Below are 14565 nucleotides of genomic sequence, written 5' to 3'. Positions count from 1 at the left end.
AAGCGTGATGGATCATCGTATGGAAAACACAGAAGAAGAGCGTCCTGAAAAAAATGATGCGAAGGACAGCATTATGAATAAAATACAGCAGCTTGGTGAAACGACGCTTCCTCAGCTGCCCCAAGATACAAATATTCATTGTCTGACCATTATCGGACAAATTGAAGGCCATGTTCAGCTTCCTCCGCAAAACAAAACAACAAAATATGAACATGTCATCCCGCAGATTGTGGCAATTGAACAAAATCCCAAAATTGAAGGCTTGCTGATCATATTAAATACTGTCGGAGGAGATGTTGAAGCTGGTCTTGCCATAGCGGAAATGCTTGCATCTTTATCGAAACCGACCGTTTCTATCGTGCTTGGCGGGGGGCATTCAATCGGCGTTCCGATTGCTGTATCCTGTGATTACAGCTATATCGCCGAAACAGCAACGATGACGATTCATCCAGTTAGGCTCACCGGGCTGGTCATCGGGGTGCCGCAAACGTTTGAATACCTGGATAAGATGCAAGAAAGAGTTGTTAAATTTGTGACAAGCCATTCCAATATAACCGAAGAGAAGTTTAAAGAGCTAATGTTTTCAAAAGGAAACTTAACACGCGATATCGGAACAAATGTAGTCGGTAAGGATGCAGTTAAATACGGATTGATCGATCACGCAGGCGGTGTCGGACAGGCAATCAATAAACTGAATGAGCTCATCGATGAAGCAAGGAAAGAAGAAGGACGGATGATTCAATGATTCTTTATACCGTGATGCCGCAGGAAATTGTGTTTGCAGAACAGAACCAAGAGACAAGCGCACATGAGCAAATTGAATATAAAGGTGTACCGCTTCTAGTCGAAATGAAAGGGAATGAAGCGGAAGTCATTCAAATCATGAGCACCAATCCAATGCATTTTCTGCATCCGGACATTTCACCGGGACAAAAGCTGAAATTAAACGTATAAGAATCCAACCCTTTTTTAAGGGCAAAATATGCTATAATAGGGGAATCCTACAGAAAAAATGCAGCCTGTAAACGGCTGCTTTCTTCATTATGTATGAACTTACATTTTTTAACGCAGTAAGGTGATGAGTGTGGCAAAGAAAAAACGAAAATCAAGAAAAAAACAGGCGAAACAGCTCAATATAAAATACGAGCTCAACGGATTGCTGTGTATAGCCATTTCAATTATCGCAATCTTGCAGCTGGGGGTAGTCGGGCAAACGTTTATCTATTTGTTCCGCTTTTTTGCTGGAGAGTGGTTTATTTTATGCTTGTTAGGTTTATTGGTGTTAGGAGTCTCACTGTTTTGGAAGAAAAAAACCCCAAGCCTTTTAACGAGACGAAAGGCCGGGTTGTACTGTATCATCGCAAGCATATTGCTGCTTTCTCACGTGCAGCTATTTAAAAATTTGACGCACAAAGGGTCTATTGAGTCCGCAAGCGTGGTGCGCAATACGTGGGAATTGTTTTTAATGGACATGAATGGCAGCTCTGCTTCACCTGATTTAGGCGGAGGGATGATCGGTGCGCTGCTGTTTGCGGCTTCACACTTTTTGTTTGCGTCGACTGGTTCTCAGATCATGGCAATTGTCATGATTTTGATCGGAATGATTTTAGTAACTGGACGCTCGCTGCAAGAAACGCTAAAAAAGTGGATGAGCCCGATTGGACGTTTTATAAAAGAACAATGGTTAGCATTTATTGATGATATGAAATCCTTCAAATCAAATATGCAGTCATCGAAAAAAACGAAAGCGCCGAGCAAAAAACAAAAACCGGCCCGCAAAAAACAGCAAATGGAACCGGAGCCTCCTGATGAAGAGGGGGATTATGAAACAGTATCGCCTCTTATTCATTCAGAGCCGATTATCTCAAGCTTTTCTGATCGTAATGAAGAGGAAGAGTCTCCAGTTATAGAAAAGCGCGCCGAACCTGTGTCGAAGCCGCTTCAGGACATCCAACCGGAGACAGGTGATCAGGAAACTGTTTCTGCTCCTCCTATGACCTTTACAGAGCTCGAAAATAAGGATTACGAGATGCCGTCACTGGATTTGCTGGCAGATCCGAAGCATACCGGCCAGCAGGCTGATAAAAAGAATATTTATGAAAATGCGAGAAAGCTTGAACGCACATTCCAAAGCTTTGGCGTAAAGGCGAAAGTCACACAGGTTCATCTCGGACCGGCCGTAACAAAATATGAAGTATATCCTGATGTCGGAGTGAAGGTTAGCAAAATTGTCAATTTAAGCGATGATTTAGCGCTTGCGCTTGCTGCGAAGGATATCAGGATCGAAGCGCCTATACCAGGCAAATCAGCAATCGGAATTGAAGTTCCAAACGCAGAAGTGGCAATGGTTTCGCTGAAAGAAGTGCTGGAGTCTAAATTGAATGACAGACCGGATGCGAAGCTGTTAATTGGACTCGGCCGCAATATTTCAGGTGAAGCTGTATTGGCTGAGTTAAACAAGATGCCCCACCTTTTGGTCGCAGGCGCAACCGGTAGCGGGAAAAGTGTCTGTGTCAACGGCATTATTACAAGTATTTTAATGCGGGCGAAACCGCATGAAGTGAAAATGATGATGATCGATCCTAAAATGGTAGAGCTAAATGTCTACAACGGGATTCCGCATTTGCTTGCTCCTGTTGTAACCGATCCGAAAAAAGCGTCGCAGGCTTTGAAAAAGGTTGTCAATGAAATGGAGCGGCGGTACGAATTATTTTCTCATACGGGTACAAGAAATATTGAAGGATACAATGATTATATAAAACGCGCCAACAATGAAGAAGGAGCGAAACAGCCAGAGCTGCCTTATATTGTTGTCATTGTGGACGAGCTAGCCGATCTCATGATGGTCGCTTCATCTGATGTGGAAGATTCGATTACGAGATTGTCCCAAATGGCGCGGGCTGCCGGCATCCATCTTATTATTGCGACACAGCGGCCATCGGTGGATGTTATCACAGGGGTGATCAAAGCGAACATTCCGTCACGAATCGCGTTCAGCGTATCTTCACAGACGGATTCAAGGACCATTCTTGACATGGGTGGCGCTGAGAAGCTTCTTGGCCGCGGCGATATGCTGTTTTTACCTGTAGGGGCTAACAAACCTGTCCGTGTGCAGGGAGCATTTTTGTCGGATGACGAAGTGGAGAAGGTCGTCGACCATGTGATTACACAGCAGAAAGCGCAATATCAAGAAGAAATGATTCCTGAGGAGACGACGGAAACTCATTCCGAGGTTACTGATGAACTTTATGATGAAGCTGTTGAATTAATCGTCGGCATGCAGACGGCATCTGTTTCAATGCTGCAAAGAAGATTCAGAATCGGCTATACGAGAGCGGCGCGCCTGATTGACGCAATGGAGGAACGCGGTGTTGTCGGACCGTATGAAGGCAGCAAACCTAGGGAAGTATTATTATCAAAAGAGAAATATGATGAGCTCTCTTCTTAATGAAGGGAGTTCCGCTTTCTATAGTTGTCAATAATAACATTATGTAAACTGATCACCTTTCTATTTATTTTTTCGACAAAACATGATATAGTTGTCCCAATTGTTCAATAATTTTTATCGAAAGTGGTTTACGGAGGGGAAACATGTCTACAAAAGCTGATAATCGGCACTTGTATTTGAAAGTAATTGAACGAATTAAAGAGGATATAAAAAATGGGATCTACACTGAGAAGGAAAAGCTGCCTTCTGAATTTGAGCTTTCCAAAAAGCTTGGTGTCAGCAGAGCGACGCTAAGAGAAGCCTTGCGGATACTGGAAGAAGAGCATGTGATTATCAGAAGGCATGGTGTAGGCACTTTTGTCCATTCTAAGCCGTTATTTCTTTCGGGCATTGAACAGCTGAACAGTGTAACCAAGATGATAGAACAGGCGAATATGACCCCTGGCACGATTTTTCTATCATCACAAGTGCTTATGCCGTCTGAAGATGATACGAAGAGATTTCATTTGGCAGAAGGGCAAGAACTTTTTTACCTTGAACGAGTCAGGACAGCTGACGGACAGCCGATTGTGTATTGTATAGACAAAATTCCGATGAATATTTTGCCGAATTCTTTTTCTCATCAGCAAGAATCTATGTTTGACCTTCTTGAGAAAAATTCAGGCTCCGTAATCAGCTATGCAGTAACTGATATAGAACCGATCGGCTATCACGATACCATTTCTCCAGTGCTTGAATGCGATCCTGAAACAGCCCTTTTGCTGTTAAAACAAACCCATTACGATCAGCACGATAAACCGGTGCTTTATTCTTTAAATTATTTTAGAGCAGATAAATTCAGATTTCATGTTTTGCGTAAACGATTCTAAAAACGGACGCCTGTATGTGTCTGTTTTTTTATTTGCACTGATTCATGTTTCTTTGTACATACTTTCATTCCGGTTAACGCAATATATAAGGGATGACAAGAAAGTGAATGGGTGAAAATGTTGAGAGAGAAAAATGGAATGAAAAATATTATTGCATTGTCTTCTGTCCCGCTTGTGATGACACTCGGGAACTCCATGCTGATTCCTGTTCTTCCGATGATGGAGAAAAAGCTGTCTGTGACTTCATTTCAAGTATCTTTAATCATTACTGTATATTCAGTAGTAGCAATTATTTGCATTCCGATTGCCGGATATTTGTCGGATCGTTTTGGGAGAAAAAAAATATTGCTTCCATGCCTCCTTATTGCAGGATTGGGGGGAGCGGTAGCTGCTTTTGCCTCGACCTATATGAAAAATCCTTATGCTATGATCTTGGCGGGGCGGGTTCTTCAAGGCATCGGTTCTGCAGGTGCCGCTCCGATTGTCATGCCGTTTATCGGCGACCTGTTTAAAGGAGACGATGAAAAGGTCAGCGCCGGTCTTGGCGATATTGAAACCGCCAACACGTCAGGGAAGGTACTGAGTCCCATACTTGGAGCCTTACTGGCTTCTTGGTATTGGTTTGTACCATTTTGGTTTATTCCGTTTTTCTGTTTGATCAGCTTTTTGCTCGTATTGTTTTTGGTGGCCAAGCCTGAAGAAGATGAAGATGCGCCTGCTGTTTCTGAGTTTATTAAGAGTGTGAAGAAAATTTTTAAACAGGATGGTCGCTGGCTTTATACGGTCTTCATTATCGGGTGTGTCATTATGTTTTTGTTATTTGGCGTATTATTTTATTTATCAGATACGCTGGAGAACAAGTATGCTATTGACGGAGTAGCTAAAGGCGGATTACTGGCAATCCCACTTTTGTTTTTGTCAACCAGTTCTTTTATAGCTGGCAAAAAGATCGGTAAAGATAAAGGCCGAATGAAATTTTGCGTTGTTACAGGAATGATTCTGTTAACCCTTTCGTTTATTGCCTTGTGGTGGAACCACAGTTTTTATTTTTTATTTGTCTTTTTAAGCTTTGGCGGGATTGGGATTGGAATGGCTCTTCCTGCTTTAGATGCATTGATAACCGAAGGGATTGAAAGTGAACAATGCGGAACCATTTCCTCCTTTTACAATAGCATGCGCTTTATAGGAGTAGCTCTCGGTCCACCTGTTTTTGCTGCATTAATGTCTAATGCAAACTGGATTATTTTCATACTCTCGGCGTTTTGCAGCATCGTTTCTTTATTTTTAGTGCTCTTTACTGTAGATGCTAAAAAAAGTGAAGAAGAAGAAAAAAACTTAGGGACGGTCTAGCCAGCCGTCTTTTTTTGCGCTTCCTTGCACAGTTTACAACTGTACCTATACAGCATGCGGAGGTTATTGTTTCCTTATAAATCCTACAGTTGCTATAATTACATGAAAGAGTGTTTCTGCGGATGCTGAAAATTGGTCATAATACATACTAATTAAGAAATGAACGAAGGAGGTTCCATATGTCATATGTTAATGAACTCAAATCAAAGCACGGCGGTTTAACCGCACACATTGTAAAAACAGAAAAATTCAAAACCGTCTCGCTTATTTTTAAGATGCTTGCGCCGCTGACAAAGGATCAAGTCACCAAAAGAGCGCTGCTCCCGCATGTGCTTCTTCGCGGAACGAAAAGCCATCCGAAAACCGCAGAATTGCGTTCATACCTGGATGAGCTGTACGGCACGTCAGTATCGGCTGACCTTACGAAAAAAGGAGAGCGGCACGTCATTACGTTCAGGCTTGAAATTCCGAATGAAAAATATTTAAAAGACCAAACGCCGCTACTTGAGAAAGGGCTCCAGCTTCTCGCAGAAATCGTCTTTTCACCTGCTTTGGAGGGAGACGCTTTTCAGTCACAATATGTGGCTCAAGAAAAACGGACGCTTAAGCAAAGAATCCAAGCCGTCTATGATGATAAAATGCGCTATTCGAATTTAAGGCTGATACAGGAAATGTGCAAAAATGAGCCTTACGCGCTTCATGTCAATGGTGAAATCGACGATGTCGATGACATTACGGCAGAGCAATTATACGAAACATACCAAAGCGCTATCCAAAAAGACCAGCTTGATTTATATGTAGTTGGCGATGTGGACAGTAACCAGGTACATTCGGCAATTGATAAGTATTTCAAAACAGAAGAGCGAACTCTTGGCACGATTGAAAACAATCACGCTGATGAAAAAGTTCAGCCAAAAGAAGTAATTGATGAAGAGGATGTCAAGCAAGGAAAACTGAATATCGGCTACCGCACCAGCATCACTTATACAGATCAGGATTATCCTGCTTTACAAGTGTTTAACGGATTGTTCGGCGGATTCTCTCATTCTAAACTTTTCATTAATGTTCGGGAAAAAGCCAGTCTTGCTTACTACGCGGCTTCGCGTATAGAAAGTTTTAAAGGCTTGTTAATGGTGATGTCAGGCATTGAAGTGAAAAATTTTGAACAGGCGGTTTCGATTATTGCTGAGCAATTCCAGGCAATGAAAAATGGCGATTTCAGTGAGCAGGATATAGCACAGACAAAGGCCGTCATTCGAAATCAAGTGCTGGAAACGATTGATACAGCATACGGTTTATCTGAATTTTTATATCAGCAGGCTGCTGCTCAAGTCGAGATTCCTATCGAAGACTTTCTTGCCAATATTGAGAATGTCACAAAAGAGGATATCATTAAAGCCGGCGAAAAGATTCAGCTTGATACGACTTATTTCTTAAAAGGGACGGAGGGTGCATCTTGATCAAACCAATCGAATATGAACAGCTTCAGGAGACGCTGTATCATGAAAAAATGTCCAACGGCCTTGATGTTTACGTTTTGCCGAAAAAAGGCTTCAACAAGACATATGCAGTCTTTACAACAAAGTACGGCTCGATAGATAACCGGTTTGTCCCTTTAGGTAAAAACGAGATGGTTCACGTGCCGGACGGGATTGCTCACTTTCTTGAGCACAAGCTGTTTGAAAAAGCGGACGGAGACGTTTTTCAAGATTTCAGCAAACAGGGGGCTTCTGCCAATGCGTTTACGTCATTTACAAGAACAGCTTACCTTTTCTCAAGCACATCAAATGTTGAACGCAATTTAGAGACGCTTATCGATTTCGTACAGGACCCATATTTTACTGAAAAAACGGTTGAAAAGGAAAAAGGGATTATCGGGCAGGAGATTAATATGTACGACGATAACCCTGATTGGAGGCTTTACTTCGGGGTCATTGAAAACATGTACAAAGAGCATCCTGTCAGAATTGACATAGCGGGAACAGTGGAAAGCATTTCACATATTACAAAAGACCTTCTTTATGAATGCTATGAAACGTTTTATCACCCGAGTAACATGCTCCTTTTCATTGTCGGCCCTGTAGATCCTGAAGCGATTATTTCTCAGGTAAGAGAAAACCAGGGGAAAAAGCCGTATACTGATCAGCCGGAGATCAAACGGAAAGAAGTGAAAGAGCAAGAAGCGGTTTTCCGAAAAGAAAAAGAGATCAAAATGAACGTGCAGGGACCGAAATGCCTTGTTGGGCTGAAATCCAAAAATCCGTTTAAATTAGGCAAAGAGCTCTTAAAGCATGAACTTTCAATGAACTTATTGCTTGAAGCTCTTTTTGGCAAAAGCTCTGCCCAGTATGAATCACTTTATGAAAAAGGATATATTGACGAAACGTTTAGCTTTGATTTTACTGCTGAATATGGGTTCGGTTTTGCGGCGATCGGCGGAGATACGCCTGAGCCTGATCAATTAGCTGAAGACATTTCAAGCATGCTTTTGCGCGCCGGTGAACTGATTACTGCTGAAAAGATTGAACTTGCCAGAAAGAAAAAGATCGGCACATTCTTAAAAGCGCTGAATTCCCCTGAATACATCGCCAATCAATTTACCCGTTATGCGTTCTTGGATATGAGCCTGTTTGACGTTGTAACGGTACTCGAGCAGATTACCCTCGAGGATGTCCAGAACGTAATACAAGAGGAAATCGCTGCAGACAGGCTGACTGTCTGCAAGGTTGTTCCTAAATCATAAACAAAACATCCCTCCAGTGTGAGGGGTGTTTTTCTGCGGAAAGAAGGAAAGAGAATGAACAAAACAGCACTAATCACCGGAGCAAGCGGCGGCATTGGCAAAAGCATCAGCGAAACCCTTGCGGCTAAGGGGTACAATCTGCTGCTGCATTACAATACAAATCAAAATGCGGCAGCGGAGCTTGCTGAAAAACTAAGTCAGATGTTTGGCGTAAATACGGAGATATTACAAGCTGATCTGTCCGCGCAAGATGGAGCAGATAAGCTGACAAGTTCAATTGTTCAGCCGGTTGATGCGATTGTTTTAAACAGCGGACGAAGCCATTTTGGGCTGATTACGGATGTAGATAACGCAACGGTTCAGGAAATGGTTCAGCTTCATGTAGCGAGTCCGTATATGCTGACGAGAAACCTTCTGCCAGGCATGATTCGGAATAAATCGGGAGCGATTGTGGCTGTCAGCTCGATTTGGGGAGAGACTGGGGCATCCTGTGAAGTGCTGTACAGCATGGCAAAAGGAGCTCAGCATTCGTTTGTAAAAGGATTGGCTAAGGAGCTGGCGCCAAGCGGAATCAGAGTAAACGCCGTAGCGCCGGGCGCAGTTGATACAAATATGATGAATCAATTTACCCCGGCTGAAAAAGAAGAGATCGCTGATGAGATTCCGATCGGCCGGCTGGCCCGGCCGCAAGAAATTGCGGATGCAACAGCTTTTCTCCTGTCTGAAAAAGCGTCATATATCACCGGCCAAATTCTGTCGGTGAATGGCGGCTGGCACTGCTGATCCGAAAATATTCGGTGTATAGTTTCTTTTGCGAAGGACACAATAATCTTGTAACTTCACATGAAATGGAGGAAACAAGCATGTCAGTATTAGAAAACTGGGATAGCTGGAAAAACTTCCTTGGCGACCGTCTAAACTATGCGCAAGATAAAGGTATGAGCCAGGATACGATTACAGATCTTGCGACAGAAATCGGCAGCTACTTGGCTAATGAAGTGGAATCTAAGAACGAGCAGGAAAAAGTGCTGGCAGATCTTTGGAGTGTAGCATCAAAAGATGAACAGCACGCCATTGCCAATATGATGGTTAAGCTTGTTGAAAATAACAGCACTCACTAGGAAGAGAGGGGATTTTTCCTCTCTTTTTTATGTTTTCCTCATCACAGCAACATTCTTCTTTCTAATTAGAGAAAAATGCTTTATGATAAAGGAAGGTAAAATTTTGCCACAATGAAGGGGGTATATCATTTGGCAAAGCTCGAATGGTATTTTGAATATGAAATTCAAGTGAACCGCCCCGGACTGCTCGGGGATATTTCATCTCTTCTTGGGATGCTTTCTATCAACATCGTAACGATAAACGGCGTCGATCTTTCCAGAAGGGGAATGCTCCTCAGGTGCCGCCATATAGATCAAATTAAACGATTAGAATCAATCTTAAAAACGATGGAAACAATTAAAGTAACGAAGCTTAGAGAACCGAGGCTTCGCGACCGTCTTGCCGTACGCCACGGCCGTTATATTCAACGGGATGCCGATGACAAGAAAACGTTCCGCTTTGAACGGGACGAGCTTGGCTTATTAGTCGATTTTATGGCCGAATTGTTCAAAAAAGAAGGCCATAAATTAATCGGAATCAGAGGTATGCCACGAGTCGGGAAAACGGAATCGATTGTAGCCTCTAGTGTGTGTGCAAGCAAAAGGTGGCTGTTTGTGTCATCAACCTTGCTGAAGCAGACGATAAGAAGCCAGCTGATTGCCGATGAATACAGCACTGAAAATGTCTTTATCGTTGACGGAATTGTGTCAACACGAAGAGGATCAGAACGCCATCTCCAGCTGGTCCGAGAAATCATGCGGCTGCCTGCAACAAAAGTGGTGGAGCATCCGGACATATTCGTTCAAAATACAGAGTATACACTAGATGACTTTGATTATATTATTGAACTGAGAAATGACCCTGATGAGGTTATTACATATGAACATGCCGAGGAACCCCAAATGTTTGATCAATCCGGGTTTTCAAGCTTTGATTTTTAAAATTGGAAGGTGTTTGTTGTGACTGAACTAGGAATCCGGCTCAAAGAAGCCAGAGAGGAAAAAGCAATGTCATTGGATGATCTCCAAGCGGCAACAAAGATTCAAAAAAGGTATTTAACCGCCTTGGAGGAAGGAAACTATGACATTATTCCGGGGAAGTTTTATGTTCGGGCATTCATCAAGCAATATGCAGAAGCCGTTGGGCTTGATGCGGATCAGCTGTTTGAGGAGCATAAAAAAGATATCCCTAATACGTATCATGATGATGTGTCTGAAAAGATCTCCGGCATGAATCTTCAAAAGGAAATGCCAAAGCCAGCATCTAAGGCGCTGGAGCTGCTGCCAACAATACTTGTTATTCTCGGCGTGATTGTCGTGATTGCCATTGTGTACGCGATCATTCAATTTGCCAATCACAAAAACAGTGATGATCACAATGCGGCATCAGAAAAAGCAATTACGCAAAGTGAGAGCAAATACGAAATCCCTAAAGATTCAACGCTGAAAGAGAATCAAAATAACAGCTCTGAAAAAGAGACAGACACTAAAAAAGAAACGAAAGAAAACGAAGATAAGAAAAAAGAAAATGACAGTGAGAAGCTGGAGATTAAAGCTGCTGGCACTGAAGGATCGTTAACGACTTATGAAGTGTCCGGCGCTGATAAAATCGAGCTGGAACTGAAGGCATCAGACAGCTCGTGGATTCGAGTGCGCGATGAAAACAGCAGCTCTTTAAAAGAAGGAACGCTGAAAAAAGACGAAACCTATAAAAAAGACATAACTGATCAGAAACAAGTTGATATCCGCACCGGATATGCACCTAATCTGAAAATAAAAATCAACGGTAAGGTTCTTTCATATGAACTTGATCCGAAAAAAGTGATGGCACAAACCATAAAGATTGTAAATAAAAAGGAAGAAAAGTCATCTTAATTATCAGATGACTTTTCTTCACGTCCGAGTATGAAATTGGAGGGGCTTTATGTTTAACTTACCAAATAAAATCACACTAGCTAGAATCGCATTAATCCCAATCTTCATGATTATCATGCTGGCGCCGTTTGACTGGGGCAGGCTCGAAGTTGGAGACGAATCAATCCCGGTCGCACATTTGGCGGGGGCCATTCTATTTATTATTGCATCTACAACAGACTGGGTGGACGGGTATTATGCCCGAAAATTGAATCTCGTAACAAACTTCGGGAAATTTCTTGATCCGCTTGCGGACAAACTGCTCGTATCCGCAGCGTTAATTATCCTTGTTCAATTTGATCTCGCTCCAGCTTGGATGGTCATTGTGATTATCAGCAGGGAGTTTGCCGTGACAGGTTTAAGGCTTGTTTTGGCCGGAACAGGAGAAGTCGTAGCTGCTAACATGCTTGGTAAAATCAAAACCTGGGCACAGATTATTGCGGTATCCGCATTGCTTCTTCATAATCTTCCATTTGAACTTGTGTCATTCCCGTTTGCGGACTTGGCGCTGTGGGTAGCCGTCTTCTTTACTGTCGTTTCAGGCTGGGAATATTTCTCTAAAAACTGGGAAGCGTTAAAAACATCTAACTAAGAAAGAAGGACTTCGTCATGGAATTTCCAAAAAAAGCAGAAATAATTGCAGTCGGTTCAGAGCTGCTGCTTGGCCAAATCGCCAATACAAATGCTCAATTTATCAGCAAACAGCTCGCTGAAATCGGGGTCAACGTATTTTATCATACAGCGGTCGGAGATAACCCGGAGCGGCTGAAGCAGGTCATCCGCATTGCTGAAGAACGCTCTGACTTCATTATTTTTTCAGGAGGGCTTGGACCCACAAAAGATGATCTGACGAAAGAAACGATTGCAAATACGCTGGGACGTCCGCTTGTGTTAAATGATGAGGCATTCCAATCCATTGAGGACTATTTCAAACGAACAAAACGCACGATGTCACCTAATAACCGAAAACAGGCGCTTGTGATCGAAGGCTCTGACGTGCTGGCGAATCACTTTGGAATGGCCCCGGGAATGCTCACAGAGCATGAATCGCGCTATTATATGCTTCTTCCTGGACCGCCGAGCGAATTGCGTCCAATGTTTGAAAACGAGGCAAAGCCTCTTCTGCTGAAAAAGATGGGTTCAAATGAAAAAATTGTGTCAACTGTTCTTCGCTTTTTCGGTATCGGTGAATCTCAGCTTGAAGCCGATTTGGAAGATATTATTGATGCACAAACCAATCCGACAATTGCGCCTTTGGCGGCTGATGGAGAGGTGACGCTGCGTCTGACAGCCAAACACGCCGATGAAAAGGAAACAGAGCGTCTGTTAAAAGAAACAGAGGCCGTTATCTTAGAGCGTGTCGGTGAATTTTTCTATGGTTACGATGATACTTCTCTTGTAAAAGAGCTATCTATAGCGTGTAAGGAAAAAGGCATTACAATTTCTGCGGCAGAAAGCTTTACCGGAGGGCTGTTTTCTGAATGGCTGACGGATCATAGCGGTGCCTCAAAATTATTTGCCGGGGGCGTTGTTTGCTATACAAACGACGTGAAGCAGAATGTGCTTGGTGTCAAGAAGGAAACATTAGATCGTTTTGGGGCGGTCAGCAAGGAATGCGCATCAGAACTGGCTAAGGGTGTTCAAAAACTCACTGGCAGCGATATCGGCATTAGCTTTACTGGTGTAGCAGGACCTGATGCTCAAGAAGGGCATGAGCCTGGGCATGTGTTTATCGGCATTTCCGCAAACGGTAAAGAAGAGGTTCACGAGTTTCACTTTGCGGGCTACAGAACGGGGATCAGAAAACGCGGCGCTAAATACGGCTGCCATTTAATCTTAAAGCTTTTAGAGCAAAAATAATATTTTCAGCACATTATCCTCCTAAGAAAACATGATTTCTCTGATACATTATGATATTTTGATAGGAATCACGCTAAGAAAAAATCCGAATATGCGTTCGCTTTTTTCTTGGCAAATCCCTTCAAACAGGGTATAGTATATGTAGTGGTAACATAAAGGAGGAAAAAATAGAATGAGTGATCGTCAGGCAGCCTTAGATATGGCTCTTAAACAAATAGAAAAACAGTTCGGCAAAGGTTCCATTATGAAACTGGGAGAAAAGACAGATACAAGAATTTCTACTGTCCCAAGCGGCTCCCTAGCCCTTGATACAGCACTGGGAATTGGCGGATATCCTCGCGGACGGATTATTGAAGTATACGGTCCTGAAAGCTCAGGTAAAACAACTGTGGCGCTTCATGCGATTGCTGAAGTTCAGCAGCAGGGCGGACAAGCCGCGTTTATCGATGCGGAGCATGCGTTAGATCCGGTATACGCGCAAAAGCTCGGTGTTAACATCGAAGAGCTTTTACTGTCTCAGCCTGACACAGGCGAGCAGGCGCTTGAAATTGCGGAAGCATTGGTTCGAAGCGGGGCAGTTGACATTGTCGTTGTCGACTCTGTAGCCGCTCTCGTTCCGAAAGCGGAAATTGAAGGCGACATGGGAGATTCTCATGTCGGTTTACAAGCACGCTTAATGTCTCAAGCGCTTCGTAAGCTTTCAGGGGCCATTAACAAATCGAAGACAATCGCGATTTTCATTAACCAAATTCGTGAAAAAGTCGGCGTTATGTTCGGGAACCCGGAAACAACTCCTGGAGGCCGTGCGTTGAAATTCTACTCTTCCGTGCGTCTTGAAGTGCGCCGTGCTGAACAGCTGAAACAAGGCAACGACGTAATGGGGAACAAAACGAAAATCAAAGTCGTGAAAAACAAGGTGGCTCCGCCGTTCCGTACAGCCGAGGTTGACATTATGTACGGAGAAGGCATTTCAAAAGAAGGCGAAATCATTGATCTAGGAACTGAACTTGATATCGTGCAAAAAAGCGGTTCATGGTACTCTTATGAAGAAGAGCGTCTTGGCCAAGGCCGTGAAAATGCAAAACAATTCCTGAAAGAAAATAAAGATATCATGCTGATGATCCAGGAGCAAATTCGCGAACATTACGGCTTGGATAATAACGGAGTAGTGCAGCAGCAAGCTGAAGAGACACAAGAAGAACTCGAATTTGAAGAATAAAAATAAAATAAGTTTCAAATGATACAAAAGGCTGAGTGAAAAACTCAGCTTTTTTGTATTTT

The 14565-nt window shown here is 43.0% G+C and carries 14 protein-coding genes; all 14 read left to right on the top strand.

Annotated features, from left to right (window positions below):
• Positions 1 to 7: 7 nt before the first annotated feature.
• The 14 genes from tepA to recA all read left to right on the top strand — a co-directional run bounded on the left by tepA (position 8) and on the right by recA (position 14503).
• Positions 8 to 745: a translocation-enhancing protein TepA gene (tepA, locus tag BGM23_RS13055; protein WP_003245712.1), complete on the top strand. Its 738-nt coding sequence runs from the start codon at positions 8 to 10 to the stop codon at positions 743 to 745.
• A complete protein-coding gene (tepJ, locus tag BGM23_RS13050; RefSeq protein ID WP_003231871.1) occupies positions 742 to 954 on the top strand; it encodes a YlzJ-like family protein in 213 nt (70 codons plus the stop codon). The genes tepA and tepJ overlap by 4 nt, the downstream gene beginning before the upstream one ends.
• A gap of 130 nt (positions 955 to 1084) precedes the next feature.
• Positions 1085 to 3448: a DNA translocase SpoIIIE gene (gene spoIIIE, locus BGM23_RS13045; protein ID WP_003245350.1), complete on the top strand. Its 2364-nt coding sequence runs from the start codon at positions 1085 to 1087 to the stop codon at positions 3446 to 3448.
• A 143-nt stretch (positions 3449 to 3591) separates the two neighbouring features.
• Complete coding sequence (locus tag BGM23_RS13040) at positions 3592 to 4317, top strand: GntR family transcriptional regulator (RefSeq protein WP_003245732.1); 726 nt, start codon at positions 3592 to 3594, stop codon at positions 4315 to 4317.
• A gap of 138 nt (positions 4318 to 4455) precedes the next feature.
• The gene (bcbE, locus tag BGM23_RS13035) at positions 4456 to 5667 is read left to right on the top strand and encodes a bacillibactin exporter BcbE (protein ID WP_031600514.1); all 1212 of its coding nucleotides are present in this window, start codon (positions 4456 to 4458) and stop codon (positions 5665 to 5667) included.
• A gap of 179 nt (positions 5668 to 5846) precedes the next feature.
• Positions 5847 to 7127 (top strand): EF-P 5-aminopentanol modification-associated protein YfmF, encoded by a 1281-nt coding sequence (yfmF, locus tag BGM23_RS13030; protein WP_015715896.1) that lies wholly within the window; start codon positions 5847 to 5849, stop codon positions 7125 to 7127.
• Positions 7124 to 8410, top strand: coding sequence for an EF-P 5-aminopentanol modification-associated protein YfmH (yfmH, locus tag BGM23_RS13025; protein ID WP_003231858.1), 1287 nt, complete (start codon positions 7124 to 7126; stop codon positions 8408 to 8410). The genes yfmF and yfmH overlap by 4 nt, the downstream gene beginning before the upstream one ends.
• Before the next feature lie 54 nt (positions 8411 to 8464).
• Positions 8465 to 9193 (top strand): elongation factor P 5-aminopentanone reductase, encoded by a 729-nt coding sequence (gene ymfI / locus BGM23_RS13020; RefSeq protein ID WP_015715897.1) that lies wholly within the window; start codon positions 8465 to 8467, stop codon positions 9191 to 9193.
• An 80-nt stretch (positions 9194 to 9273) separates the two neighbouring features.
• Positions 9274 to 9531 carry a DUF3243 domain-containing protein gene (locus tag BGM23_RS13015; RefSeq protein WP_003245199.1) on the top strand — a complete coding sequence of 86 codons (258 nt, stop codon included), beginning with the start codon at positions 9274 to 9276 and terminating at the stop codon, positions 9529 to 9531.
• A gap of 129 nt (positions 9532 to 9660) precedes the next feature.
• The gene (locus BGM23_RS13010) at positions 9661 to 10452 is read left to right on the top strand and encodes a DUF3388 domain-containing protein (RefSeq protein WP_003220998.1); all 792 of its coding nucleotides are present in this window, start codon (positions 9661 to 9663) and stop codon (positions 10450 to 10452) included.
• An 18-nt stretch (positions 10453 to 10470) separates the two neighbouring features.
• Complete coding sequence (gene rodZ / locus BGM23_RS13005) at positions 10471 to 11385, top strand: cell shape determination protein RodZ (protein WP_003244699.1); 915 nt, start codon at positions 10471 to 10473, stop codon at positions 11383 to 11385.
• 49 nt (positions 11386 to 11434) lie between these two features.
• On the top strand, positions 11435 to 12016 hold the full coding sequence (gene pgsA, locus BGM23_RS13000; RefSeq protein WP_003244753.1) for a CDP-diacylglycerol--glycerol-3-phosphate 3-phosphatidyltransferase: 582 nt from the start codon (positions 11435 to 11437) through the stop codon (positions 12014 to 12016).
• Between the two features lie 17 nt (positions 12017 to 12033).
• Positions 12034 to 13284 (top strand): competence/damage-inducible protein A, encoded by a 1251-nt coding sequence (locus tag BGM23_RS12995; RefSeq protein ID WP_015715898.1) that lies wholly within the window; start codon positions 12034 to 12036, stop codon positions 13282 to 13284.
• Between the two features lie 172 nt (positions 13285 to 13456).
• Complete coding sequence (gene recA, locus BGM23_RS12990) at positions 13457 to 14503, top strand: recombinase RecA (protein ID WP_003245789.1); 1047 nt, start codon at positions 13457 to 13459, stop codon at positions 14501 to 14503.
• The last annotated feature ends 62 nt before the right edge of the window (positions 14504 to 14565 follow it).

The organism is Bacillus sp. FJAT-14266, assembly GCF_001719225.1.
GTDB classification, from domain to species: domain Bacteria; phylum Bacillota; class Bacilli; order Bacillales; family Bacillaceae; genus Bacillus; species Bacillus subtilis.
The sequence above is the reverse complement of the archived record's forward strand: the minus strand, read 5'-3'. Positions and strand labels throughout refer to the sequence as shown.